Origin of the sequence: Imtechella halotolerans, from assembly GCF_028743515.2 — a bacterium.
GTDB lineage: Bacteria > Bacteroidota > Bacteroidia > Flavobacteriales > Flavobacteriaceae > Imtechella > Imtechella halotolerans.
The window spans coordinates 212,916-238,508 of sequence record NZ_CP117969.2 but is presented as its reverse complement, the minus strand read 5'-3'; the positions used below and the strand labels follow the sequence as shown (position 1 = coordinate 238,508).

Here is a 25,593-nt window from a genome sequence, read left to right as displayed (position 1 = left end):
TAAAATTTTAATTTTTTCGTTCAATCTCTCGAAGATTCTCCATTTTCTTCATGGCAAGAAACCCATTGATATCTTCAAAATGTTCACGCACTCGTTTATGCCCGAATTCAAAGACCTTAGTTACTAATCCATCAAGAAAGTCACGATCGTGAGACACTAGTATAAGAGTACCATCAAATTCACGTAAAGCTTCCTTAATAATATCCTTCGTTTTCATATCAAGATGGTTTGTAGGTTCATCCAGAATAAGCACATTTACAGGTTCAAGAAGTAACTTAATCATAGCTAACCTTGTTTTTTCACCTCCTGAAAGCACTTTCACTTTTTTCGTAGAATTATCACCACCAAACATAAAAGCCCCCAATATATCCTTGATTTTTGTACGAATATCCCCTTCAGCAATACGATCAATTGTTTCAAAAACTGTTAGGTTTTCATCCAGTAACGAGGCTTGATTTTGTGCAAAATACCCTATTTTTACATTATGTCCTACCTCCAAAGAACCTTCAAAACCTATCTCACTCATAATGGCTTTGACCATCGTCGATTTTCCTTCTCCATTTTTCCCAACAAATGCCACCTTCTCTCCACGTTCAATCACCATGCTAGCATTTTTAAAAACAACATGGTTATCATATTGTTTAGATAATTCACTAACAACTATTGGGTACTGACCGGATCTAGGTGAAGGTGGAAACTTTAAACGCAATGCAGATGTATCTACTTCATCAACTTCAACCAACTCTAGTTTTTCTAACATTTTTACGCGAGACTGCACCTGCAGCGTTTTAGAATAGGTGCCTTTAAAACGGTCTATAAATTCCTGGGTTTCAGCAATCATTTTTTGCTGTTCCTCATAGGCCTTCTGCTGATGGGCCCTTCTATCTTTTCTCAGTTCTAAATAATGTGAATATTTAGCCTTATAATCATATATTCTACCCATAGTAACTTCTATGGTTCGTGTAGTTATATTATCGACAAAAGCCCGGTCGTGAGAAATTACCATTACAGCCTTCGCCTGGTTAATTAAAAAATCTTCCAACCATTGAATGGACTCAATATCCATATGGTTTGTAGGTTCATCCAATAAAATTAGATCAGGTTTTTGAAGTAAAATTTTAGCCAGTTCAATTCGCATACGCCACCCCCCCGAAAACTCCGAAGTTGGTCGTTGGAAGTCTGTTCGCTCGAAACCTAGTCCTACTAAAACTTTTTCGACTTCAGCCTCATAATTAATTTCTTCTATTGAATAATACTTTTCACTTAATTCAGAGACCTGTTCAATTAGTTTCATATAAGCATCGCTTTCATAGTCCGTGCGTACTGTCAATTCCTCGTTAAGTGCATCAATTTCAGCCTTCATCTTAAAAATACCAGCAAACGCCTTAGAGGTCTCCTCCAAAACTGAGCAATTGTCTTCTGTGAGTAGATGCTGAGGAAGATATGCTATCACTGCTTCCTTAGGGGCTGAAATCCCCCCTCGGGTAGGCTTATTCACACCAGCTATTATTTTAAGTAATGTAGATTTCCCTGCACCATTTTTTCCCATTAGGGCAATTTTATCTGTTTCATTGATGGCAAAGGAAACATCACTAAATAGTGTAGTTCCGCCAAATTCCACCGCTATATCATTTACTGTAATCATAGGTCCATTTTTTGAAGCCGCAAAGATAACTATCAAGAACATATCTTCTTTCAAAATTACCTGCAATTATTTTGAATGCGATTGGTAATCTAATTATAACTTCTAAATAATAATCTGATAATCTTCAACGAATTACTTCAACTATTAATAACCTCTATATATACATTTATAACACCTCCATATAGCTTTTCCAAAATACAAACAACCAACAGAAACGAATAAAAAACAACTATTAATACTTGATATTAGTATTTTGTACATGGGTACTTATGCCTATCATTTAGGGATTATTTTAGGAGATTATTTACATGAGATTAAGAGATGGACCAGGCATTTCATAACTGGATTGACTCCTATCAGATTTCAAATGAATAACTAGCGATAAATAGGCATAAAAAAACAGGCATTGCCTGTTTTTTTTTATACTAACTATATTAGTCCTCCTCCTCTTCAAAATCAAACCAGTTGGCATCGGGTGCAACCCTGTCAGCCATAGCTACCGCCCGTTCGTGATATTCATTTAAACACATAATGCGTTGGACTTTAGAAATACTAATTGAGAGCCTATCCAACAAATGTTCCTGTCGGTTTTTGGCTATTTCATCCAATTCATCCATAATCCACATATGGAGCTTATTTACATTATAACCTGCTGATGAAAACATATCAGATAAACGTTTAGGTGTCCCAATAAGCACATCTATTCCACACGATATCTCATATTTATCACCATCCATATCTGTTTTTTCATGAGTTGCAAATACACGTAAATCTGTATGTTTAGCATATTGGTTAAAAAGTGCTTCCATGTGAAGAAGTCGTTCTTTATCCGGAACAACTATTAGGGCGCGTGGAGAATCCTCAAAAGCAGCTGTCAATTGTTGAATAACCAACATCACCATAGTGGTTGTTTTTCCTGCATTTTTAGGTGCTAAGATTACAGTGTCCGCACCACTTTTCAACGTTCCAAAAACTGCTTTTTGCATCGGATTTGCCATTTCCAAACCATGCTGCGCAAGGGATAATGACAATTTTTCATTCATCTTTTTTATAAACATACATCAATTCTTATATAATACGGGTATTTTACGTGCGTTGGAAGCTCTTTCAAAAGCATATCCTAACTCCAAAAGTACTAATTCTTGATAGGGTTTTGCAATAAAAGTAAGGCCAATTGGCTCCCCATTATTCTTATATCCCATAGGGACAGTAAGGCACGGATAGTGTGCAACTGCTGCATAAGAGGCATGAAAATTATTAATCGACAATATAGCATCAAAGGTATTGGAATCCATTAGAGAATTAAAAAAAGTACGACCACTAAGTTTCAAGCTCGCTTTCACATCCTCTAGTTCTTCCAAGGAGGTGGTATCTGATACAATTCCTTCAAACAGACCTTGTCCGTACGGCATATAAAGAAGCGAATCTTTCCTATTAAATCCTACCACATCTTCAACACTGCGAACCTTGACATTTTTACCGGTATAGTTCTTTAAATACCAAGGTAAATCTCTTTTCATATCAGCTGTGAGTAGGGTAAGAAAGCCATTTAATGAAGTAGGTTTAGGATCCATTACCACAATTTCAGCTCCTTCTCTTCTCATTAAATTAATCACCTCATTATAAATAGAATCAGACATCAAACTGCTAAAAACTCCCAAACGTTTTCCTTTTAATGTGGAAGATTCCTTTAGTTGATAAGAGGGCATATAGACTGCCGTATCCGTAGCTTTATCCGCTTTATCTTTACCAAGCATGGCGGATAACAAAATAGCATTATCAGTTACATTTTTAGTCATTGGCCCAGGAGTATCTAAGAAACTGGAGATAGGCACAATACCACTCCTACTTAAAACGCCCACCGTAGGCTTCAAACCTACTATGGAATTTAAACTTGATGGTGATAAAATAGATCCTGAAGTTTCACTACCAACAGTCGCCACCGCATAATTGGCAGCAGTTGCAACACCACTTCCAGAACTAGACCCTCCTGATTCAAATAATTTTCGTCCGTATGGATTTAATGTCTGTCCACCCATAGCGCTATACCCTAAGGGGCATCCTTCACACATAAAATAAGCCCACTCACTTAAATTCGACTTCCCTAGTATGATAGCTCCATGCGCTTTTAATTGAGATGTAATAAAGGCATCCTTACCTAGGTTGTCTTTCAAAACGGCTGCTCCTGCCGTTGTAGGTATACCTTCAAAATTAATATTATCCTTAAGCAATATTGGCATTCCAAATATAGGATGCTTTAAGCTTTTATCTTTAAAGGCAATATCCTTTGCTCTTGCCTCCCTAACTGCATTTGGATTTAATGATATTATAGCATTCAATCGTGTTTGAGGATTACTCTCGTAGGTATAAATTCTGTAAATGTAAAACAGGGTGAGTTGTTCATAGGTAAAAATTCCGTATCGAATAGCCTCTTGAATTTCTGGAATAGATTTCTCCAACACATAAGGAACCATTGATCTATACTTAGCTTCGGAAAAAGAAGAGAGCTCCTTTTCAAAAGGGTTCCATATAGTTGAAACCTCCCGCATAGGCGCGTTTATCTTTTTAAAACGCATCCTAGGCAAAGGGTGTGACTGTTGAGTTTCGATCTCACCGATGTCATCCATTTGTACATAGGGTATATCTTCTGATATCTCCACAGATGTATTAGATCCTTGCCTACTCTTACAAGCAACCAATAAAAACAATGTACACAGAAGTAATGTATAATATTTCATATGAATTTAATTTTAGCCAAACATATCTAATACAACCACCTAAAGATACATCGTTTAAAGAAAAACGAAAAGCCCGAACTAGAGTTGGGGCTTTCTATCTTTACCGATACGTTAGGTATAACTTACTTGAAGAATGAATCTACAAATTCATATTTATTAAAAACTTGTAGATGTTCAATACCTTCTCCCACTCCTATGTATTTGACTGGAATTTGAAATTGGTCAGATATACCAATTACCACTCCTCCTTTTGCCGTACCATCAAGTTTAGTGACAGCTAAAGAAGTAACCTCTGTAGCTTTAGTAAATTGTTTAGCCTGCTCAAATGCATTCTGACCAGTAGAACCATCCAATACTAATAACACATCATGTGGTGCATCAGGTACCACTTTTTGCATTACTCGTTTTACTTTAGAAAGTTCATTCATAAGATTCACCTTATTATGTAATCTTCCAGCAGTATCTATTATAACTACATCCGCATCCTGATTCATAGCAGAGGACAGGGTATCGAAGGCTACCGAAGCAGGATCACTCCCCATCTGTTGTTTTACCAAAGGAACATCTACTCTGTCAGCCCAGACTTGCAATTGATCAATTGCAGCAGCCCTAAAGGTATCAGCTGCTCCTAGTACCACTTTTTTTCCTTGCTTTTTAAACTGATGTGCCAATTTACCAATGGTTGTGGTTTTTCCAACACCATTAACACCCACTACCATTAACACATACGGTTTTGAACTGGTCGGAACTACAAATTCGGTATCTTCCCCTGTATTAGTTTCAGATAACAATCCAGCAATTTCCTCACGTAAAATGACATTCAGCTCATCTGTCCCTAGATATTTATCACGTGCTACACGTGCTTCTATACGTTCTATTATCTTAAGCGTAGTATTAACTCCAACATCACTGCTTACTAAAATTTCCTCCAGATCATCTAATACCTCATCGTCTACTTTTGATTTCCCTGCAACTGCCTTGCTTAGTTTGGTAAAAAAAGATGAATTGGATTTCTCCAATCCCTTATCTAGAGTCTCCTTTTTGTCAGAAGAGAATATTTTTTTAAAAAAACTCATAGTAATTCGGTTTAAAACAAATGGTTGTTAACCTGAGCAAATTTAGGAATTTAAAGTGGTTTCAGAATCACTGAACGACGATTCTTAAAAAGAATGCATAAAAAAACTGTCCACCAAGGTATTTGGTGGACAGCTAATATTTTGAAATTTAGAGAATTATTTCTTTTTCAAGAAATCATCTACCAATTCCGGAGCCATTACAGATTCTACAAATGTGTAAGCACCGGTTTTAGGAGATTTAACCATCTTAATAGCTTTGGTCAATCTCTTTGAAGCTGTTTGTAAGGTTGCTACCGTTTTCTTTGCCATGACTCTTTATTGTTATTTAATTTCTTTGTGAACTGTCATTCTCTTCAAGATAGGATTGAATTTTTTAATTTCCATTCTATCTGGAGTGTTCTTTTTATTCTTAGTAGTGATATAACGTGATGTACCAGGCATACCAGAAGTTTTATGCTCTGTACACTCTAAGATTACCTGAATTCTATTACCTTTCTTTGCCATTTCTATCGTATTTTAGAAAGTATATTATTTTAAATATCCTTTTTCTTTAGCTTCTTTCAAAACAGCAGCAATCCCTTTCTTATTGATAGTCTTGATTGCCGACGTAGAAACTTTTAACGTTATCCATCTATCTTCCTCAGGGATATAGAAACGCTTCTTTGTCAAGTTAGCGTCAAATTTACGCTTTGTTTTATTCATCGCGTGGGAAACGTTGTTTCCTACCATTGCTTTCTTACCTGTAAGTTCGCAAACTCTTGCCATTTCTCTAAATCTTTTTTGTTATTTCAAAACAGGGTGCAAATTAACGAAATTAAAACTGGATAGCCAAACAACTTCCTCTTAATTTTTTAAAATTTCTTTTTGCAGCAATTCCATTGCTTTATTTACTGCCCTGTTAATTACTTTTTCTCTATGATTTCCTAAATGCAATTCTTCAGAGGTAATCCCATTAGGCCCTGCAATTGCAATATATACGGTTCCGACCTCTGCGTCTGAATCACCCTTCAAAGGTCCTGCATTTCCTGTTGTTGCCACTCCATAATCAACGTTAAAAAGGCGCTTTACACCTAAAGCCATTGCCTGTGCTACCTCGGAACTAACCACAGAAAATTCGTTTATCACTTCAGAAGATACCCCGAGAACATCAATTTTAGACTGGGTTGCGTAGGTCACAGCACTACCTTTAAAGTAAGCAGAGGCTCCAGAATAACTAGTTATATTGGAAGCTATTTTACCTCCAGTACAACTTTCTGCAGTAGCCATGGTTTGACCTCGCTCCAACAGTAAATTCCCTATTATTTCTTCTATAGCATCACTCTCTTCTCCGTAAATAATATCGCCTATTAGCTCATAAAGAATAGTAACATTTTCAGCTACGCTTTGCTCTAAAAGCTCTTTATCCATTCCTTTAGCCGTAAGCCGCAATCTTACTTTTCCAAAATTAGGCAAATAGGCCAATTTAATAAAGGATGGCAAACTATCTTCCCACGCTTCGATCTTTTGAGCCAATGCACTTTCTCCCATACCTGCCGTTAGAATCGTGCGATGTAAAATATAAGGACAATTATATTTCGCCTGTAGATCTGGCAACACATACGTCTGAATTAGCGACTTCATCTCAAAGGGAACTCCCGGTAAAGAAATAAAAGTTTTTTCATTCTTTTCAATCCACATACCAGGCGCTGTGCCATAGACATTCATTAACACCTTACACCGGGAAGGGACTAATGCTTGCCTCCTATTAAGCTCTGATAATGGCGGCGCTCCACTAAGTTTTGAAAAAAGAAGTTCTATATTCTTTAATACTTCCTGATTCATCACCAAAGAATCTCCAAAATAATCACAAAGAGTCTCTTTAGTAATATCATCTTTAGTAGGTCCCAATCCGCCGGTTACAATGACAATATCTGCATTTACCTCAGCTTCATTAAGCGCTTTTAATATATGTGATTTATCATCTTGAACGGAAGTAATCTGATACACAGAAACCCCTATTTTATTAAGCTCCTGAGCAATATAGGCAGAATTAGTATCTACAATTTGCCCTATAAGAATTTCATCGCCAATGGTAATGATTTCGGCATTCATTAGTCTAGCTTATAATCTACTTTTATTTGCTCCATAGCTTTAGCCAACAGCTCTTTAGATTCGGCAAAATCAGATCTTATTTGCTGCAGGTCTCCATTGCTTCTCCCTTGCTGCTCAATACCTAAGATTAGTTGATGTGTGCGCACCATCCCTAATAAATCAACATTGGGTTTTATTTTATGTGCAGCTTGATATATCAAAGTATGATTTTCTGCTGCTATAGCCTGTTCCAAACTATACATATCCTGTGGCGTTTCTTCCAAAAACACTTGAATAATTGACAACGCAAAGTCGGCATCTCCACCAGACAATTCGTCTATTTTTTGTATGCTATACACTCCCATTATTTAATATCAATTGAAAATACATGTTCACTTTCTAAATAACCTTCAAGCTTATCCCCAGGTGAAATTTTCCCTACACCTGCCGGTGTTCCTGTAAAGAGAATATCTCCTTTTTTAAGTGTAAAAAAAGTGGAAACATAAGCAATAAGCTCATTTACCTTCCACAACATATGGCTGGTATTTCCAATCTGTACGGGCGCCCCATTTTTCACAAGGCTAAACTGAATGTTATTTATGTCTTCATAGGTGGTTTTTGGATAAAAAGCACCTACCACAGCAGAACTGTCAAAAGCTTTAGCCTTTTCCCAAGGGAGGCCTTTCGCTTTTAGTTCATTTTGCACATCTCTGGCAGTAAAATCAATTCCCAGTCCTATTTCGTCATAATAATTTGAAGCGAACTTCTCATCAATATGCTTACCTAGTTTACTGATTTTGACTAAAAGTTCTACTTCATAGTGCATATCATTGGTAAATTCGGGGATGTAAAAATCTTGTTCCGGATTATGAATTGCCGTATCTGGCTTCATAAAAATAACCGGTTGTGAGGGGCGTTCATTAGCAAGTTCTGCTATATGTTCTGTATAATTTCGCCCTATACAAATTATCTTCACGATAGGTTAGTTATTATTCGTTAGTTAAAATAAGTGATTGAAAATAAAACCACTATGCTAATTTATTATTTAGTTTTCTAAGTTTAATAGCTGTTAACACTTTTTTGGTATAACGTGGGAAATCAGCGTTGAGTAACCAACCAAAGTATCCAGGTTCCTCCTCTAGAATATCCTCTACCCTTTTCCCTTTATGCTTTCCAAAGGAAAAAACTTCTTCATCGTTTTCATTCATCACAATAAATCCAGCAAAATCTACGGATTGTTTACGAGTCGTAAAATCAGCCAAAAACTTTACATCATTCTCCAGCTCATCATACCTCTCCAATTGAGACTTCAGCACTTCATAGGTTGCCATAGTATCGGCCTCAGCGCTATGCGCATCAACCAGTTCTTTATTACAATAAAATTTATAAGCAGCTGCCAAAGTACGTTTTTCCATTTTATGAAAAATAGTTTGCACATCAACTGACACCCTGTTACGCATATCAAAATCTATTTCAGCACGAAGCATTTCTTCTGCCAATAAAGGAATATCAAATCTATCGGAATTAAATCCAGCCAAATCACTATCCTTTACCATGGAATGCACCTGTTTGGACAATTCTTTAAAACTAGGCTCATTTGCCACTTTTTCATCGGTAATACCATGTACCGCTGTTGCGCTTGGAGGTATAGGCATTTGAGGATTCACAAGCCATGTTTTACTTTCCTTATTCCCATTGGGGTATACCTTAAGGATGGCAATTTCTACAATGCGATCATTTACCACATCAGTACCTGTGGTTTCTAAATCAAAAAAACAAATAGGTCGGTTGAGTTTTAGTTCCATGAAAAATCAATTGTAGGACAAAGATAACGTATGCAAGTAAAAAACCCCGAACATTGTCGGGGTTTTTATAATTATAATAAATTCATTTATAGTTGTCTGTTCACATCCCAACCTTCTAAATACTCTGCAACACGTTTTACAAACATACCTCCTAAAGCGCCATTAACCACCCTGTGATCATAGCTGTGTGAAAGAAACATTCTATAACGTATTCCTATAAAATCCCCTTCCGGAGTTTCTATCACAGCTGGCACTTTTCGAATAGCCCCTAATGCCAATATACCTACCTGTGGTTGGTTTATGATTGGAGTTCCAAAGACACTTCCAAAGGTACCTACATTAGTTACAGTGTACGTTCCTCCTTGAATTTCATCCGGTTTTAGCTTATTTTCACGAGCTCTACCAGCCAAATCGTTCACTGCTTTGGCCATTCCCACTAAATTCAATTGGTCTGCATTCTTAATAACTGGCACTATCAAATTTCCATCTGGAAGTGCTGCAGCCATCCCTAAGTTTATATTTTTCTTTTTAATGATTTTATCCCCATCAACGGAAATATTCATCAGAGGAAAATCACGCAACGCCTTAGCAACAGCCTCCATAAAAATAGGTGTAAAGGTCAAACTTTCACCTTCACGCTGCTGAAATGCATTTTTCATCTTGTTACGCCAATTCCAAATATTAGTTACATCCACCTCTACGAAACTCTGAACATGAGCCGAGGTTTGAATACTTTGAATCATGTGATGAGCAATAAGTTTACCCATTCGACTCATCTCAACAATCTCATCGCCCATGGATACCGATACAGGAGCAACATTAGAAACTGCCGATCTAGGCTGTTCAGCTGAAGTAGCTGACACAGGAGCCGACTGAGTGTTCTTTGTCGCTCTATTGGCTACATATGCTAGTATATCATTTTTTGTAACACGACCTTCATTTCCAGTTCCAACAATAGCCTCTAATTCTGCTAATGAAATCCCTTCCTGTTTTGCAATATTTTTAACTAGGGGAGAATAAAATCGTTCAGAAGCTGAAAAATCTTCCGTCACTCCCATCGTAGCCCCCACCGTCTCTTGCGCTTTCACCACAGTTTCCTCCACGGCCGTTACGGCCTCAGGAACTACGGTTTCTACTGCCTGAGTTGAAACCGACACCTCTGCCTCCGTCTCAATCACTGCAATAGTTTGTCCTACCTGTACTACATCATCCACATTGAATAACTTCTCCACCAAAACTCCCGAAACCTCACTGGGTACCTCAGAGTCGACCTTATCAGTAGCAATTTCCAAAACTGCCTCATCGGCTTCGATGGTATCTCCTACTTCTTTCAGCCAAGACGTTATGGTTGCTTCGGCAACACTTTCCCCCATTTTGGGCAACTTAAGCTCAAATTTTGCCATTTTGATAATTTATAAGGTTGTTTTTGTTTTCAGATTGCGAAATTAATTAAAAAAATGAATTTTTATTGATATTTTATTATCATTTTTCATCATCATGAATCCACTTTCTGCGGTTGGTCACATGGACTCCTTCGGATGATAAAAGTACTGTTTTTTAGATGTATTTTAAAGGTAAATTGGTTGTTTTTTAGTTTTTCATTTTGAGGGATTATTCCTGAACAACTTAGGAACTTGGCATTCAAAAATAGTTTTGCTATATCTCTAATAAGAACCATCCTCTACTTTGAACTTTCTATTTTTCTCACAATCAACACGAAGCGCTCAGGAAACTAGTTCCACTTAAACAAAGCTGTCCGCTACTATATGCATAGATTATGTAATTTCCTTGACCCAAGAAAAAACTCTATGATTTTTTTTGCAAACCAATCGTATAGCTTTCTATTTGGATTTGAAGACCAATCACTGAAATAATTATCTTGGAACATCACACATTTTAACTTTGATTGAACAGGAAAAAATTCGTAAATTTTAATAATTATTTTTTAACGAATTCTCGAATGGAATGCGATTAACAATACTACGACCCAGGGTAACCTCATCAGCGTATTCCAACTCGTCTCCCACAGCAATTCCTCTGGCTATAGTAGAGGTTGTAATACCGTAAGGCTCTATTTGTTTGAAGATATAAAAATTGGTTGTATCACCTTCCATAGTGCTACTTAGTGCAAATATAAGTTCATCGGCCTTTCCTTGACTTACTTTTTCCACCAAGGTATTAATGTGTAAATTATGAGGACCAATACCTTCTAAAGGTGAAATTTTTCCTCCAAGTACATGATACACACCCTTAAATTGTCCAGTATTTTCTATAGCCATAACATCTCTAACATCCTCAACAACACAAATTAGTCGCTCATTTCTCTTAGGACTTGCGCATATTTCACAAATAGAAGTATCTGATATATTATGACAATGCTGGCAATAATTAATTTCATTTCGCATTTGAAGTAATGCCTGGGATAGGTGGGCTGTTTGAGAAGCTGGTTGTTTTAATAAATGTAATACCAACCTTAGCGCCGTTCGTTTACCTATTCCAGGTAATTGAGACACTTCATTCACTGCGTTTTCTAGAAGTTTTGACGAAAAATCCATAAGTGCGAAGTTACAATTTTTAAGGTTCATCTGGTCTTGGCAAAATGTTTTTTGTACTTTGCCGTCTGTAAATACGACGCCATGCAACCCACTACCATCTTATTTCTTATTGTAGCCTATTTTGGTGTATTGATTTTATTCTCCTACCTGTCGGGCCGTAAAAACCAAGAAAACAACGACACCTTCTTTAAAGCCAACAAACAGTCGCCATGGTTTTTAGTTGCTTTTGGAATGATCGGTGCTTCATTAAGTGGTGTTACATTTATTTCAGTTCCAGGAAAAGTAGAAGCTTCTCAATTTGTATATTTTCAACTAGTTCTAGGATATATATTAGGATATTTTGTAATTGGAACTGTATTACTTCCGTTGTATTACAAAATGAACCTGACCTCTATTTACACTTATTTAGGGGAGCGTTTTGGTAATTTCTCCTATAAAACTGGTGCTTCATTTTTTATCCTTTCTCGCACGGTTGGCTCTTGCTTACGCTTAATGTTAGTTGCAGATGTACTTCAAACTTTAGTCTTTGACAAACTCAATATTCCCTATTGGATTACCGTTTCCATTACTATATTTTTAATTTGGCTATACACCTTTCGTTCGGGCATTAAAACCATAATATGGACAGATACCTTACAGACACTCTTCATGTTGATAGCGGTTGGAGTGTGCATAGTAGTGGTCTCAGAAGATCTTGGTCTAAACATCGCCAATTTTTCACAATTTGTTGCTGACAGTGAATTCTCTCGCACCTTCTTTTTTGACAACCCTCATTCTCCTGATTATTTTTGGAAACAATTTTTTTCTGGTGCCTTTATAGCAATTGTTATGACCGGATTAGATCAGGATATGATGCAAAAAAATCTTACTTGCCGAAATCTTAAAGATGCTCAAAAAAATATGTTCTGGTTCACCATAGTCCTAACATTTGTAAATCTAATGTTTCTGGTTATGGGATTATTATTTACTGAGTATGCTCTTAAAAATGGGATTGACGCTCATAAAGATCAATTATTTCCGATTTTGGCTAACGGACATTTAGGTCTAGTGGCTGCCTTTTGTTTTATACTAGGACTCATAGCTGCCGCCTACTCTAGTGCTGATAGCGCTTTAACCTCTTTAACTACCTCCTTTAGTATCGACATATTAGAAATTGAAAAGAAATACGAAATCGCAAAACAGGTTTCCATCCGTAAAAAAGTACACTTAATGTTTGTATTTATTTCAATTTTCATTATTCTTATTTTTAGATACTTCATTCAAGACGCCAGTGTCATTGACAAGGTTTTTCTATTTGCTGGATTTACATATGGCCCCTTATTGGGAATGTATAGTTTTGGACTATTTACTCCCTGGAAAGTAAACGACAAATTAGTACCAATAGTTGCTCTTAGTTCAGTAGGTATTAGCATCCTTCTTATGCTTAATAGCATGCAATGGTTCGGATTCGCTTTTGGATTCGAAATATTAATGGTAAATGGATTTATTACCTTTCTAGGGCTACTCCTGATCCGAAATAAAGCACATTCAGCTATCATCTCATAATCCAAAACAATGGTAACCTTACGAAGGACTTCTTCTGAAAATTCTGATTTTATTCAATTAATAAAATTATTAGATGCCGACTTGGCTATTCGCGATGGAGAAGATCATGCTTTTTACGCCCAATTCAACACCTTAGACCACATTAAAAATGTGGTGATAGCCTACGGGAACTCTTCAGCAATAGGATGTGGTGCCATTAAAATGTACAATCACGAAACAATGGAAGTTAAACGCATGTTTACTAGACAAGAAAATAGACAAGAAGGTGTAGGCTCTATGATACTTGGTGAATTAGAACAATGGACCAAAGAACTTGGCTTTAAGCGCTGTATACTTGAAACAGGCCTACAACAACCTGAAGCTATAGCGCTTTATAAAAAAAACAACTATCTACAAATTGAAAACTACGGACCATATATAGGAGTTGAAAATAGTGTTTGCTTTGAAAAGCTGCTAAGATAGATCCCTAAAAAGTAGCGAATTCTTCAGTACTAAGGTCCTAAAGACCTATGATCTACAAGTTAAGTCATTACCGACACTTTAAATTGTTGAGGAGTCATCATTTCCATCTTTTTAAACTGTCTATTAAAATAACTGGTATTATTAAATCCGGATTGATAAGCAATCTCTGACATCCTCAAATTTTTATGCTCTTTTATAAGTTTCTTGGAAAATTTAATTTTTTCAGAATTAATATAATCAATGGGAGAAATCCCTAAGGTATTTTTAAACTTCTTATGAAAATGAGAAGCACTCATGCAAGCTTTTTCTGCAAGAAGATCCACAGTAATGTCCTGATCTGTCAAATTTTTTTTAATATACTTTATAACCATTCCAATACGAGTATCACTAAACACCCCTTCATTATCATTCAGTAAAAAAATCTTTGCCTTGGTTTGCAACAACCGGACAATTAATTCTTGAATCATAAGATCAAGTAAAACGTCCTTCGACCTGTTATTGTGTGTAAAAGTATATACAAGACGCTCCACTAAATGATTCACATCAACATTATTAATCAAATGGGAGGTTGAATCATCTAGACGCCAATTTGGAGTTTCTTTTTCAATAGTTATGTAATGATTAAACTTTTCTACTACTTCCTCTATTTTACTTGTATCAATACCTAATGCCAAACATTGGGTAGGATTAGATTCCGTAGCTAAAGGAAAATCAATAACCATTTCTTTGTTGGTAGGCATAACAACGGATTCTCCCGGATAGAAATCAAATGAAGGCATCCCTTCAATATGCATGACCTTCTTACCAGTAAGCATGCTGGCTATAATAGGAAAATCAAAACGTAAAGCAACCTTTTCAGCATATTGATGTGTCTCATAAATGTTCAATTCTGCGTAGTCGGCATTATAGGTAGTTCTATTTTCTACCAAGGTGGATAGTTTTCGATTATTTCTATGTTGATTTAACAAGTGTTTCATACTCAATATTACAAAAAATCATTACCCATTTACAGCAATAATAGATATGTACAATAAATTAATAAATATGTTCAATAATTTAAGAATATATCAAAATAGCTTTATAAATCCTAAGATTATAATTAATTTTTAGCAATTACCATGTTATATCGCTAAAAATAGTACTGAACAACCAAATTTAAGCAAACTACTGATTACAAACTAATTAAATTTAAAATTATGAACTATTCTAAACCCTCATTCAAAGAACATTATGACAATTTCATTAACGGAAAATTTGTCAAACCTATTGGAGGAGACTATTTTGAAAACCGCTCGCCTATAGACAACACACTTATAGCTAGATATCCTCGATCACAAAAAGAGGATATTGACCTGGCCCTAGATGCCGCCAATGCGGCCAAAGAAAGTTGGGGTAATACCTCCGCCGCTCACAGAGCCTCACTTCTAAATAAGGTTGCAGACATTATTGAGGCCAATCTTGAAGAATTTGCACTTGTAGAAACCTGTGACAATGGAAAGCCGATTCGCGAAACTATGAATGCAGACGTACCTCTTTCTGTTGATCATTGGAGATATTTTGCCGCATGTATTCGTGCTGAAGAGGGATCGGCAACAGAACTCGATGCCAATACCCTATCGATGAATATTAAAGAACCGTTGGGTGTTGTTGGCCAAATTATTCCTTGGAATTTCCCATTATTAATGCTTTCTTGGAAATTACCTCCAGCGCTTGCTACAGGAAATTGTGTGATACTTAAACCCGCAGAACAAACGCCTTCATCAGCGACTTTACTCATGGAAAAAATTGCTGATATATTTCCTCCAGGAGTTATTAATGTAGTCCATGGATTTGGTCCAGAGGCAGGAAAACCACTTGCTTCAAGTTCAAGAATCGACAAGGTCGCCTTTACTGGGGAAACTACCACTGGCCAACTAATAATGCAATATGCTTCCAAAAACTTAAATCCTGTTACGATGGAACTTGGGGGAAAATCTCCAAATATCTTTTTTAATAGTGTAATGGACTCCGATGATGCATATCTAGACAAAGCTATTGAAGGAGCAGTACTTTTTGCTTTCAATCAAGGGGAAGTATGTACATGCCCTTCTAGAATCCTTGTTCAAGAAGACATCTATGACCGATTTATGGCAAGAGTAGTAGAGAGAACCAAGGCCATTGTACAGGCAAATCCTTATGAAAGCAGTACAATGATTGGAGCTCAGGCATCGAATGACCAATATGAAAAAATTCAGTCATATATCAAAATAGGAATAGAAGAAGGAGCTAAAGTTCTTTGTGGTGGAGAAGCAAATAAAGAAGGGGATTTGGCACATGGATTTTATATAAAACCTACCATTTTGGAAGGACATAATAAAATGCGCGTTTTCCAAGAAGAAATTTTTGGCCCGGTAGTTTGTGTTACTAAATTCAAGGATGAAGCCGAAGCAATTGAAATTGCCAATGACACTCTATATGGCCTTGGAGCAGGTGTATGGACAAGGGACGCCCATCAACTCTATCAGATCCCTCGTGCCATTAAAGCTGGCCGTGTATGGGTAAACTGCTATCATGCGTATCCAGCACATGCACCATTCGGGGGATATAAAAAGTCTGGCTTTGGAAGGGAAAACCACCTAATGATGATGGATCATTATCGTCAAAACAAAAATATGTTAATATCGTATGATAAAAACAAGCTTGGTTTCTTTTAATTTTAACTTTACTAAAGGCCATTGTTCTGTACTTTGGCCTTTTTATTTTTACTACTATGGAGAGAATTGCCATAACAAAGGAAGCGGCTAAAACAGTTAATCTACTGAAGGAAAAACATGGCGCTTTAATCTTTCACCAAAGCGGAGGATGCTGTGATGGTTCTGCGCCCATGCTTTTTGAAGAAGGTGATATGTATCTTGACGAAAGTGATATTCTTCTAGGTTCCCTGGAAGGAGTCAAATTTTATATGAATCAAGATCAATATGCCTATTGGAAGCATACACACATTACGGTAGACATCACCGAAGGTCGTGGAGCTAGCTTTTCTCTAGAAATTCCCTTGGGAAAACGATTTATAATACATTCCCGCTTATTTACAAAAGAAGAGCAAGACTTCTTTTCAAAAACGCCTTAGTATTGGTTTGTTGCTAAAAGAACCAGAGTACAAGCCACCTCAACTTCTATGGCATGTTTCTTCAAAATATCATAAAACTCAGGATTCTCAGTTCCTGGATTAAAAATAACGCGTTTGGGTTGTAACGAACATATATAGGAATAGTATTCCTTCTGGGCTTTGGGATTCAAATACAAAGTTACAGTATCAACTCCTTGGTATGCCTCTAGAGACGTTTCTACAACTATTCCTGCTATAACGCCTTGCTGCCTTCCAAAGGCTGAAACTTTGTGATTCGCAGCCACTAATCTACTAACGGCTAAGTAACTATATCTGTCCGGCTTTAAAGAAGCGCCCATTACCAATGTATATTTCATTTGTTAAAAAGTGTTAAAATTATAGGTTCCTTGTAACGCAAGGTAGCTTCTTTCGTCAATTAGATAGTTACCTAAGTGAAGGTAATCAATCATCAATCAAAAAACAAAACATCCATGAAAAATGTAGCTATGTTCTGCACCATTCTATTGTGCAGTATTTCGACCGTATTTGGCAAAACAATCGGCGAACCATTAGACGCAGTTATTAAAGGTAAGGTTATAGATAAAAACCTAAAGGAACCTGTCGCCTTTGCCGCTGTTGTAATTAAAAACAAAACTGATAAAAGCACGGTTACTGGTGGTATCACTAATGATGACGGTACTTTCGAAGTAAAAGGAATTCCTTCAGGAAATCTTATTGTAGAAATTCAATTTGTAGGTTATCACACCTATACCAAAGAAATCAATATTACTCGTCGTAATCAAAACGTTAATTTAGGAGACATTCTTTTAGAAGAAAGTGTCACTGAATTATCAGGTGTAGAAGTGGTGTCCGAACGGTCCAGCATTGAACAAAAAATTGACCGAAAGGTAATTAATGTTGGAAAGGATTTGGTAACCACAGGAGCCACCGCGTCAGAAATTATGAACAATATTCCTTCTGTAAGTGTTGATTCTCAAACTGGAGATTTGTCATTACGTGGAAATTCAAATGTTCGTGTTATGGTTGACGGCAAATTATCTAATGTTCCTGTAGCTCAGCTTTTAAAACAAATCCCCTCAACTTCTATTAAGTCTATTGAGCTCATCACGAATCCTTCAGCAAAATACAATCCTGAAGGAATGAGTGGAATAATCAATATCATTTTGCATAAAAATGCAAATATTGGCTTCAATGGGAATATAAATATTGGTTTACGCCATCAAGAAGAAGCAAAGTTTAACAGCTCTCTTGATCTCAATTACAGAAATGGCAAAGTAAACCTTTATGGAAATGCAGGAACAAATATTGGTAAAAGCGTAAATGACGGTACTATTTTTAGAATTGGAGAAAACTCCAAACAACTTCTTGACATGTTTAACAATAATAAATCCTATTTATACAAGCTAGGAGTTGATTATTACCTTAACGATCGCAATACCATATCATTTTTCACCAACCAGAATATTTATGATGGTGCATTTATGGGAGATGTTTCTATTGTGTACAACGAGAATCCAATGCTTAATTTTGCACAATCATTTTCTTCGGACAATCAAAATAGAAGCGGCCAATACAACTTTGACTACAAACGAACTTTTAACGAAGGAGGAGATCATTTTATTGAATTAGAAGTGGATCATAATCGCTTCAAAAATGATGAGTTGGCTACCTTTCAATTCTCCGGAAATACTTCCATCCCAGCATACAGAGATAATGTTGAAACTAAAAGAGAACAATCTATTATAAATTTAGACTACGCGAACCCATTAACGGAAAATTCAAAATTAGAATTGGGTGCAGAAGCTCGTCTATTTGAAACAGATGTAGACTTTAGTTCCACTGGATTGTCATACAACAATAATGGTCAATTACGTCCTACTCCCGATACACGCTTTATATATGGAATGGATATTTTTTCAGGATATGTGACCTATGGCCAAAACTTTGATAAATGGTCTTACCAACTAGGTGCACGTGTAGAAAATGTTGAAGTGAAAGCAGACACCAATAGTGTTAGAGCCTTTACCGATAAATACACTCAAATTTATCCTTCCGGTTTTATTACCTATTCACCTTCTGAAAAAAATCAATTTCAGATGAGTGTAAGTCGAAGAGTAGACCGTCCAGGACTAGAGCAAGTAAATCCAATAAGAGAATGGTCCACTCCATTGATTTCATCCTATGGAAATGAGAGCTTGATCCCGCAGTTTACCAATTCTTTAGAAGTTAACTACACCCGAAGACTAAAAAATGGTAGTGTGACTGCTGGTGTATTTTACAGACAAATTAAGGATGAAATAAACCGAGCAGTATATGTAGATCGTCTTGATTTAAACAAATCGATCTTAACATTTGATAATTTTGATGACACTTCAGCCTACGGTGTAGAATTATCAACCAATTACAGACCTGTAAAATGGTGGAGTATCAATGGAAGTTTCGATTTATTTTCACAAAAACAGTCCACATTTACAGAAAGTCTAGATCCGGCTATCCCTAACCCGACCATCGATGATATCATTATGGAGAATGTAGAAGTAGATAATGTATCGTGGAATGCCCGTATGAACAACAATTTTACAGTAACTAAAAACCTTTCATTAACAGTATTTGGAATGTACCGTGGTGCCAACCAAGGAATACAAATGAAGGCTAAGCCAATGTATTTCGTTAATACTGGAGCACGTTACAGCTTTGCTCAAGGTAGAGGTATGATCAATTTCAATTTTAATGACATTTTTGACACCCAACATTTCGCCTTTGAAGCCACGCGTCCTTATGCACAAGAAGGAAAATTCAATTGGGAAAGTCGCACTTGGTATCTAGGGATGTCCTATCGATTTGGAAGTGGAAAAAATAGAGCTGCCAGCAGAAAACAGCGTGATAACAACACTAAAAATGCTGGAGGGGGGATCTTATAATCTTAGCTACAATAGCCTACCTTTATTTTCATTGGTTAGTACGTATAGAGTAGGCAGAAAAAATCCGGAACTTTTTTCCGGATTTTTTTGCTCGATACTATATTAATCGTAATATTGCGATATATAAATTTACATATTGAGAGTATTCATTTTGCATATTTAATGAGCTCATCAACTAAACTAAAAAACTATGGCTTCTAAAAAACAAATGGCTTTTTTTGAACGCAACCTCACCTTGTGGGTATTACTTTGCATTGGTATTGGAATTATTATTGGCAAAGTTGCTGGTGATTCCATTGAAATTATTAGTTCTTGGAATCTCTATTCAATAAACATACCGGTAGCCATTTTAGTATGGATGATGATATTCCCAATGATGGCACAAATTGATTTTAGCTCATTAAAAAATGTAGGGAAAAACAAAAAAGGATTGGGGCTGACAGTATTCATTAACTGGCTCATTAAACCATTCACCATGGCCTTTTTTGCCTGGCTATTCTTCCACCATATTTTTCAGGCATACCTAACCCCAGAACTTGCCTCTGAATATATGGCAGGAGCTATATTACTTGGAGCGGCGCCCTGTACAGCAATGGTGTTTGTCTGGTCTTACTTATCAGATGGTGATGCAAATTACACCCTAGTTCAGGTATCGGTAAACGACCTTATTCTTGTGGTTGCATTTATTCCTATTGTTCAGTTGCTTATCGGGGTTACGGATGTTTTTATTCCTCATGAAGTATTAATTACATCCGTCGTTGTATTTGTTCTCATTCCTCTTATAAGTGGTTTTATAGTTAACCGATGGCTCATCAAGAAAAAAGGCAATCAATGGTTCACATCCACTTTCCTGCCTAAATTAAAACCAGTTTCTATTCTAGCCCTACTGACCACCCTCGTCCTCCTATTTGCGTTTCAAGGAGAACAGATAACAAATCAACCATTCGCTATTCTTCTTATAGCGATCCCTCTGATCATTCAAACCTATTTTATTTTCTTCACCTCTTGGTATACTGGAAAATACTTTTTGAAACTACCCTACTGCATTAACGCCCCAGCAGGAATGATTGGAGCCAGTAATTTCTTCGAATTGGCTGTAGCGGTTGCAATTTCACTGTTTGGTCTAAACTCTGGAGCATCATTAGTCACTGTAGTGGGGGTGCTCATTGAAGTGCCTATAATGCTTTCATTGGTCCGATTTGCAAATAAAAACTCCTATACCAATAACTAATTCAATTCCTATAATTTAACGATAAGGTCCCGCTACAAAGTACTAGTTTAGAAATTGTCCATTTCTACCCTTATTTTTTCCTTTGGAAAAATACACCATAGAGTCATCACTTTTTTCAATGGTAGGTTTTTTCAACCAACCCCTCATTCGGTTATAATCCAAAAAATAATTAATTCGAATGGAGACACTATTAAGTTGAGATTGATCAAATAAATGAGTAAAGTTATCCGAGAAATTCATTCCAGACACCAAATCATAGGACTCTATAGCATTGCGGTACAATATAGACAGCTGACTTCCAGGTGCAAACCACCAACTAAATCGAAGATCCACGTTCCAGCTATTATAAGTCGCATCATGTTGAGCTGAATAAGAGCTATTTTCGGTTAATTCACCGTTGGTTTCAAGATTAAAATAACGATTATAATCTACCTCCGCATAATAATGTCTAAATGCAAAACTTAAGGCCATCCTATTATTGAAAATATATTGCGACTCCAACCGATTTTCAAAGGTATTACGATTCCTTTCTCCAAAATATATTTCACTTTCATTCCTGGAAACATACCCTGGTTCCCTTCTATGCATGGTGAGCTCAGATCTATAAAAAAGTTTCCATTTGTCTGAAAATCGATACCGTGGCTCCACGGCCATAGTCAATCTATCTCTGTTTTTTTGATCGTACACCAGCCAATCGACATACACTTCACTCAAGGTAAACTTCTTCCTATAATCTGTTGCAAACCAAAGCCACCCTGAATAAAAAGCAGGTACTTTAACATGTCGTCCAAATGTTCTAGGTTCATAAATATCATTGGTCTCAAAAATAGATGACTCAAAACCTCCACCAAATGAATAAAAAGATTTAGTAGTAAAACTTGAATTGAAATTAAAGTTAAAGTTGTTGTACAAACTAGGTTCTAGTCTTCGATTATAATTAAGGTTAAAATTTAAAAACATAGTATTAAGAATACCTCTAGGCTTAAGATAGCGATATCCATAATACCCGTAATAATTAATATAATTTGTTCTACCCGTATATCCTAAATCATCAATATCATAGTCTTTCGTTCTCAAAAAAATAGAGGCTTGATACCGATGTTGCCCACTAATCTTACTAGTTCCCGCTGAAGCCTCTAAACCAAACTTACTTTTATCTGACTGGGTCCAACTTCCTTCTATATTTCCCTGGTAATACCAAGTATTTTCTTTGTTGGTGATATTAGCATACAAACCAGATACGTTAGCATCCCTGCCCGATCCTTCCCTCAACACATTGGTATTAACAAATGATACTGAATTATTTTGGCCGAAGCGCTTATCAAATACCAACACATTATAATTGGCATAAGGCTCTACTTGTTCCTTTCTATATATGCCGGTAAGCGTGTCTAATATTCGAGCATTTGCACTTTCTGTGACGGCATTAAATACGCCTATTCCTAAACCATTTTTTGTCCTTCCAGAAACCTTCATTGCATTTAACAAACTAACTTTAGCAGGAAAATCTGAAATAACCTCATTGGTTTTTAAAGATGGATATCCCGTTGGGAAATCTCCAACACGTCGAGAATAAAAAAGATTTCCTATACTAAACAATTCTGTTCCTTCTGTAAAAAAAGGGCGTTGCTCTGCATATTGAACTTCAAAGGCGGATAAATTCAAGATCGTATTGTCAAATTTAGTCTGCCCAAAATCAGGTATTAAAATCATATCCAATGTAAAGCCATCATTAATCCCATACTTTATATCCATTCCTGCATTGGTTGTAACATCAGTTGTTTTATCATATGAATTAATATAGGTAGAAACATAGGGTTGAAATGCTAAACGTGTTGGTGTCTTTATATCCTTAATACCATGTATTTCTCCATCGTATATTGAAAAGGCTCCCTTTGTATTATCAACATGATTCCAACTGTACCGCGTTCGAGCACGTCTAAACTCTCGCTCCATATTAAGCCCCCATACCTGAATATCTCCTTCTGGAAATCGAACTTCAGAATAAGGGATAAAGATTTCTGCCACCCATCCATGTTCATTTATGTCAACAGCACTATACCAAACTGCATTCCACGAACTATCCTCCTTACCATTAGTCATCTTTGCATCATATTGGACCCCTGCAGCGGTAATTATAAATTGTAAGCTTTGTTGCCTATCATTATATCCATTTAGAAGTATAAAAAAGAAATCATCATTTCCAATGCCATCTCTTTCTGTCAACTCTTTTAAAATCAATTCTGGAGATGGATCATTCATAACCGCACCAAAATAGATTCCTTTATCATCATACAAAATTTTAACCTCCGTATGCAAACTATCTGGTATAGCACGTCCATTGGTAGGCATTCTTTCTACAAAACCAGAAGCTACCGTAGCATTATTCCATACTTCCTCGTCTAAAACACCATCGATTTTAGGAGGAGTTGAAATTCGTACTGCATGAATGCTTTTTCGCGGAATGGAATCTTGGGCCAGAAGGTTTGAAATTGATAAAAGAAGAACTAATAGAAGTACACTTGGCAGATTAAAGGTCATAATATCTTTATTTACGTACATTTTTATAAAGACATCTCTTTGCATGCAATGTTACACCTCAACAAAAAATGTAGCGTAAAAAAGATATAGACATAAAAGAAAACCACATAGTTATGTGGTTTCTTTTTCCTTCTTATCAAATAAAATAGCCTTCTTTTTTTGGGGATCTTCTTTTTCTTTCCTTAAATCAAACATAGTCCCAAAAATACGATCCCAAACAGTGCTACTAACTCCAAATCCAAGTTCTTCATTACGGTAATGATGAAGATGATGATTCCTCCATAAGGGTTGCATAAACCTAAATGGAGGTTCCCAAGCATGTATCGCATAATGCATAGAAGCGTACAATAAGTATCCTAATAAAAAACCAGGAAAAAAAGCCAAAGCATACGTTCCAAGAACCAAATAACATACACCAAAGATGGTGGTTGATAATAATAAACTGGGAACTGGAGGCATAAAAAGACGGGTTTTATCCTTTGGGAATTCATGATGATTTCCGTGCATAATGTATCCTATACGCTGCCAGAATCTCCTTTCACTGTGTAAATGAAACAAAAACCGATGTGCCATATATTCAAAAAACGTCCAAAATACCATACCGCCTAGAAAAATAACCGATACTTTTCCTCTAGAAATTTCATACATGACAACCACCCTATATAACAAATAACCAATAAGTGGAATATACATTCCCCAGATAACCAAAGGATGGCCTTTAGTGAGCATTTCTAGATAACGATTAGTAAACAAGCGCGCTTGTCCACTATTGTGAACTTTTGGTCTTTTCATGAGTTTATTCCTTTAAATTACTTTATGCTCTTCAAAAAAACCGTAAGAAATACTCACCTGTGAATTACCATTTCATGATTACGCTTCCCCAAGTAAATCCACTACCAAAAGCTGCCAGCACAACCGTATCACCCTGTTTAATTTTGCCTTGCTCCCAAGCTTCGGTAAGCGCTATCGGAATGGAAGCCGCCGTGGTATTTCCATACTTCATAATATTATTAAAAACCTGATGGTCATTCAACTTAAATTTATGTTGAATAAATTGAGAAATCCGCAGGTTTGCCTGATGTGGAATAAGCATATCAATGTCTGATACTTGTAAATTATTAGCTTGTAATCCTTCCATAATTACTTCACTAAACCTTACTACCGCATTCTTAAATACAAATTGACCATTCATATACGGGAAATAACTTTCATCGTTTGGATCATTATCATGGATAATATCCGTAACCCAACGTTTTCCCATTCCCGGAGCAATAAGTGACAACTCCTCAGCATGCTGACCTTCGCTATGTAAATGTGTAGACAAAATACCTTGTGTGGTATCTTCTTCCCGCGTAAGCACAGCTGCTCCAGCACCATCCCCAAAAATAACAGAGACTCCCCTTCCACGAGTAGTCATATCTAAGCCGCGTGAATGCAATTCAGATCCAATAACCAGTACATTTTTATACATCCCTGTCTTTATATACTGATCCGCAATTGATATTCCATAAACGAATCCAGAACATTGATTTCGAATATCCAAGGCACCAACAGTTCGCATTCCTAAATCCCTTTGTACCAACACACCTGGACCAGGAAAATAATAATCTGGACTTAGGGTAGCAAAAACAATAAAATCAATATCATCCTTAGTCAGTCCAGCTCGTTCAATAGCAATTTTGGCAGCCTTAACTCCCATACTAGTGGTTGTATCTTCGCCTTGAATTACATGACGACGCTCTTGAATACCCGTACGCTCTTGAATCCACGCGTCATTGGTTTCCATAATTTTTGATAAATCGTCATTGGTCACTACATTATTGGGCACATAGTAGCCTAGCCCTGATATTCTTGAATTGTACATGTCAAAAGTTAGTATTAGAAAATAGTCGTTC

The 25,593-nt window shown here is 36.5% G+C and carries 24 protein-coding genes; 6 read left to right on the top strand and 18 right to left on the bottom strand.

Translation table 11 applies throughout. The features are described from left to right. Positions 1-7: 7 nt before the first annotated feature. The 13 genes from PT603_RS01205 to recR form a co-directional block, all read right to left on the bottom strand. On the bottom strand, positions 8-1,645 hold the full coding sequence (locus PT603_RS01205) for an ABC-F family ATP-binding cassette domain-containing protein (RefSeq protein ID WP_008238123.1): 1,638 nt from the start codon (positions 1,643-1,645) through the stop codon (positions 8-10). Positions 1,646-2,079: 434 nt separating this feature from the next. Further along, the gene (locus tag PT603_RS01200; RefSeq protein ID WP_008238124.1) at positions 2,080-2,688 is read right to left on the bottom strand and encodes a DEAD/DEAH box helicase; all 609 of its coding nucleotides are present in this window, start codon (positions 2,686-2,688) and stop codon (positions 2,080-2,082) included. 18 nt (positions 2,689-2,706) lie between these two features. Next, positions 2,707-4,383: an amidase family protein gene (locus PT603_RS01195; RefSeq protein WP_008238125.1), complete on the bottom strand. Its 1,677-nt coding sequence runs from the start codon at positions 4,381-4,383 to the stop codon at positions 2,707-2,709. A gap of 122 nt (positions 4,384-4,505) precedes the next feature. After that, the gene (gene ftsY, locus PT603_RS01190; RefSeq protein WP_008238126.1) at positions 4,506-5,459 is read right to left on the bottom strand and encodes a signal recognition particle-docking protein FtsY; all 954 of its coding nucleotides are present in this window, start codon (positions 5,457-5,459) and stop codon (positions 4,506-4,508) included. Between the two features lie 156 nt (positions 5,460-5,615). Then, positions 5,616-5,768 carry a DUF4295 domain-containing protein gene (locus PT603_RS01185; protein ID WP_008238127.1) on the bottom strand — a complete coding sequence of 51 codons (153 nt, stop codon included), beginning with the start codon at positions 5,766-5,768 and terminating at the stop codon, positions 5,616-5,618. A 12-nt stretch (positions 5,769-5,780) separates the two neighbouring features. Beyond that, complete coding sequence (gene rpmG / locus PT603_RS01180; protein WP_008238128.1) at positions 5,781-5,963, bottom strand: 50S ribosomal protein L33; 183 nt, start codon at positions 5,961-5,963, stop codon at positions 5,781-5,783. A 24-nt stretch (positions 5,964-5,987) separates the two neighbouring features. Then, a complete protein-coding gene (gene rpmB, locus PT603_RS01175) occupies positions 5,988-6,224 on the bottom strand; it encodes a 50S ribosomal protein L28 (protein ID WP_008238130.1) in 237 nt (78 codons plus the stop codon). A gap of 78 nt (positions 6,225-6,302) precedes the next feature. After that, positions 6,303-7,550 carry a competence/damage-inducible protein A gene (locus PT603_RS01170; RefSeq protein WP_008238131.1) on the bottom strand — a complete coding sequence of 416 codons (1,248 nt, stop codon included), beginning with the start codon at positions 7,548-7,550 and terminating at the stop codon, positions 6,303-6,305. Continuing rightward, the gene (locus tag PT603_RS01165) at positions 7,550-7,894 is read right to left on the bottom strand and encodes an Hpt domain-containing protein (protein WP_008238132.1); all 345 of its coding nucleotides are present in this window, start codon (positions 7,892-7,894) and stop codon (positions 7,550-7,552) included. The genes PT603_RS01170 and PT603_RS01165 overlap by 1 nt, the downstream gene beginning before the upstream one ends. Next, positions 7,894-8,505, bottom strand: a complete 612-nt coding sequence (locus PT603_RS01160) for a fumarylacetoacetate hydrolase family protein (RefSeq protein ID WP_008238133.1) — start codon at positions 8,503-8,505, stop codon at positions 7,894-7,896. The genes PT603_RS01165 and PT603_RS01160 overlap by 1 nt, the downstream gene beginning before the upstream one ends. A 52-nt stretch (positions 8,506-8,557) precedes the next feature. Next, on the bottom strand, positions 8,558-9,334 hold the full coding sequence (locus PT603_RS01155; protein ID WP_008238134.1) for a 3'-5' exonuclease: 777 nt from the start codon (positions 9,332-9,334) through the stop codon (positions 8,558-8,560). 86 nt (positions 9,335-9,420) lie between these two features. After that, positions 9,421-10,737, bottom strand: a complete 1,317-nt coding sequence (locus tag PT603_RS01150) for a dihydrolipoamide acetyltransferase family protein (RefSeq protein ID WP_008238135.1) — start codon at positions 10,735-10,737, stop codon at positions 9,421-9,423. Positions 10,738-11,265: 528 nt separating this feature from the next. Further along, the gene (recR, locus tag PT603_RS01145; protein WP_008238136.1) at positions 11,266-11,889 is read right to left on the bottom strand and encodes a recombination mediator RecR; all 624 of its coding nucleotides are present in this window, start codon (positions 11,887-11,889) and stop codon (positions 11,266-11,268) included. An 81-nt stretch (positions 11,890-11,970) separates the two neighbouring features. Here recR and PT603_RS01140 point away from each other — a divergent pair, with 81 nt between their 5' ends. Next, on the top strand, positions 11,971-13,434 hold the full coding sequence (locus PT603_RS01140; RefSeq protein ID WP_008238137.1) for a sodium:solute symporter: 1,464 nt from the start codon (positions 11,971-11,973) through the stop codon (positions 13,432-13,434). Between the two features lie 9 nt (positions 13,435-13,443). Then, positions 13,444-13,896 carry a GNAT family N-acetyltransferase gene (locus PT603_RS01135; protein WP_008238138.1) on the top strand — a complete coding sequence of 151 codons (453 nt, stop codon included), beginning with the start codon at positions 13,444-13,446 and terminating at the stop codon, positions 13,894-13,896. A gap of 59 nt (positions 13,897-13,955) precedes the next feature. Here PT603_RS01135 and PT603_RS01130 read toward each other — a convergent pair whose 3' ends face one another. Beyond that, positions 13,956-14,873: an AraC family transcriptional regulator gene (locus PT603_RS01130; RefSeq protein ID WP_008238139.1), complete on the bottom strand. Its 918-nt coding sequence runs from the start codon at positions 14,871-14,873 to the stop codon at positions 13,956-13,958. Positions 14,874-15,092: 219 nt separating this feature from the next. Here PT603_RS01130 and PT603_RS01125 point away from each other — a divergent pair, with 219 nt between their 5' ends. Continuing rightward, positions 15,093-16,589 carry an aldehyde dehydrogenase family protein gene (locus PT603_RS01125; protein ID WP_008238140.1) on the top strand — a complete coding sequence of 499 codons (1,497 nt, stop codon included), beginning with the start codon at positions 15,093-15,095 and terminating at the stop codon, positions 16,587-16,589. 56 nt (positions 16,590-16,645) lie between these two features. Then, positions 16,646-17,005 carry a DUF779 domain-containing protein gene (locus PT603_RS01120; protein WP_008238141.1) on the top strand — a complete coding sequence of 120 codons (360 nt, stop codon included), beginning with the start codon at positions 16,646-16,648 and terminating at the stop codon, positions 17,003-17,005. Here PT603_RS01120 and PT603_RS01115 read toward each other — a convergent pair. Next, positions 17,002-17,361, bottom strand: a complete 360-nt coding sequence (locus tag PT603_RS01115; RefSeq protein ID WP_040488621.1) for a CoA-binding protein — start codon at positions 17,359-17,361, stop codon at positions 17,002-17,004. The genes PT603_RS01120 and PT603_RS01115 overlap by 4 nt on opposite strands. A gap of 114 nt (positions 17,362-17,475) precedes the next feature. Between PT603_RS01115 and PT603_RS01110 the strand changes: the two genes are divergently transcribed. Together PT603_RS01110 and arsB are read left to right on the top strand one after the other, a co-directional pair. Further along, a complete protein-coding gene (locus PT603_RS01110) occupies positions 17,476-19,926 on the top strand; it encodes a TonB-dependent receptor (RefSeq protein ID WP_008238143.1) in 2,451 nt (816 codons plus the stop codon). 190 nt (positions 19,927-20,116) lie between these two features. Beyond that, entirely contained in the window at positions 20,117-21,157 is a 1,041-nt protein-coding gene (gene arsB / locus PT603_RS01105; RefSeq protein WP_008238144.1) for an ACR3 family arsenite efflux transporter, read from the top strand. Between the two features lie 42 nt (positions 21,158-21,199). Here arsB and PT603_RS01100 read toward each other — a convergent pair whose 3' ends face one another. The 3 genes from PT603_RS01100 to PT603_RS01090 all read right to left on the bottom strand — a co-directional run bounded on the left by PT603_RS01100 (position 21,200) and on the right by PT603_RS01090 (position 25,562). Further along, positions 21,200-23,698, bottom strand: coding sequence for a DUF5916 domain-containing protein (locus PT603_RS01100; RefSeq protein WP_050951128.1), 2,499 nt, complete (start codon positions 23,696-23,698; stop codon positions 21,200-21,202). A 111-nt stretch (positions 23,699-23,809) separates the two neighbouring features. Next, complete coding sequence (locus PT603_RS01095) at positions 23,810-24,490, bottom strand: sterol desaturase family protein (RefSeq protein WP_008238146.1); 681 nt, start codon at positions 24,488-24,490, stop codon at positions 23,810-23,812. Between the two features lie 64 nt (positions 24,491-24,554). Continuing rightward, positions 24,555-25,562, bottom strand: coding sequence for a 3-oxoacyl-ACP synthase III family protein (locus PT603_RS01090; protein WP_008238147.1), 1,008 nt, complete (start codon positions 25,560-25,562; stop codon positions 24,555-24,557). Between the last annotated feature and the right edge of the window lie 31 nt (positions 25,563-25,593).

Excerpts from the sequence above, each read along its gene's own strand:
- rpmB (WP_008238130.1), bottom strand. The coding sequence starts at position 6,224 with ATGGCAAGAGTTTGCGAACTTACAGGTAAGAAAGCAATGGTAGGAAAC.
- recR (WP_008238136.1), bottom strand. The coding sequence starts at position 11,889 with ATGGATTTTTCGTCAAAACTTCTAGAAAACGCAGTGAATGAAGTGTCT.
- arsB (WP_008238144.1), top strand. The coding sequence starts at position 20,117 with ATGGCTTCTAAAAAACAAATGGCTTTTTTTGAACGCAACCTCACCTTG.
- PT603_RS01100 (WP_050951128.1), bottom strand. The coding sequence starts at position 23,698 with ATGACCTTTAATCTGCCAAGTGTACTTCTATTAGTTCTTCTTTTATCA.
- PT603_RS01115 (WP_040488621.1), bottom strand. The coding sequence starts at position 17,361 with ATGAAATATACATTGGTAATGGGCGCTTCTTTAAAGCCGGACAGATAT.
- PT603_RS01125 (WP_008238140.1), top strand. The coding sequence starts at position 15,093 with ATGAACTATTCTAAACCCTCATTCAAAGAACATTATGACAATTTCATT.
- PT603_RS01150 (WP_008238135.1), bottom strand. The coding sequence starts at position 10,737 with ATGGCAAAATTTGAGCTTAAGTTGCCCAAAATGGGGGAAAGTGTTGCC.
- PT603_RS01205 (WP_008238123.1), bottom strand. The coding sequence starts at position 1,645 with ATGATTACAGTAAATGATATAGCGGTGGAATTTGGCGGAACTACACTA.
- PT603_RS01200 (WP_008238124.1), bottom strand. The coding sequence starts at position 2,688 with ATGAATGAAAAATTGTCATTATCCCTTGCGCAGCATGGTTTGGAAATG.
- PT603_RS01130 (WP_008238139.1), bottom strand. The coding sequence starts at position 14,873 with ATGAAACACTTGTTAAATCAACATAGAAATAATCGAAAACTATCCACC.
- PT603_RS01110 (WP_008238143.1), top strand. The coding sequence starts at position 17,476 with ATGAAAAATGTAGCTATGTTCTGCACCATTCTATTGTGCAGTATTTCG.
- PT603_RS01120 (WP_008238141.1), top strand. The coding sequence starts at position 16,646 with ATGGAGAGAATTGCCATAACAAAGGAAGCGGCTAAAACAGTTAATCTA.
- PT603_RS01090 (WP_008238147.1), bottom strand. The coding sequence starts at position 25,562 with ATGTACAATTCAAGAATATCAGGGCTAGGCTACTATGTGCCCAATAAT.
- PT603_RS01095 (WP_008238146.1), bottom strand. The coding sequence starts at position 24,490 with ATGAAAAGACCAAAAGTTCACAATAGTGGACAAGCGCGCTTGTTTACT.
- PT603_RS01170 (WP_008238131.1), bottom strand. The coding sequence starts at position 7,550 with ATGAATGCCGAAATCATTACCATTGGCGATGAAATTCTTATAGGGCAA.
- PT603_RS01135 (WP_008238138.1), top strand. The coding sequence starts at position 13,444 with ATGGTAACCTTACGAAGGACTTCTTCTGAAAATTCTGATTTTATTCAA.
- PT603_RS01185 (WP_008238127.1), bottom strand. The coding sequence starts at position 5,768 with ATGGCAAAGAAAACGGTAGCAACCTTACAAACAGCTTCAAAGAGATTG.
- rpmG (WP_008238128.1), bottom strand. The coding sequence starts at position 5,963 with ATGGCAAAGAAAGGTAATAGAATTCAGGTAATCTTAGAGTGTACAGAG.
- PT603_RS01140 (WP_008238137.1), top strand. The coding sequence starts at position 11,971 with ATGCAACCCACTACCATCTTATTTCTTATTGTAGCCTATTTTGGTGTA.
- PT603_RS01155 (WP_008238134.1), bottom strand. The coding sequence starts at position 9,334 with ATGGAACTAAAACTCAACCGACCTATTTGTTTTTTTGATTTAGAAACC.
- ftsY (WP_008238126.1), bottom strand. The coding sequence starts at position 5,459 with ATGAGTTTTTTTAAAAAAATATTCTCTTCTGACAAAAAGGAGACTCTA.
- PT603_RS01195 (WP_008238125.1), bottom strand. The coding sequence starts at position 4,383 with ATGAAATATTATACATTACTTCTGTGTACATTGTTTTTATTGGTTGCT.
- PT603_RS01165 (WP_008238132.1), bottom strand. The coding sequence starts at position 7,894 with ATGGGAGTGTATAGCATACAAAAAATAGACGAATTGTCTGGTGGAGAT.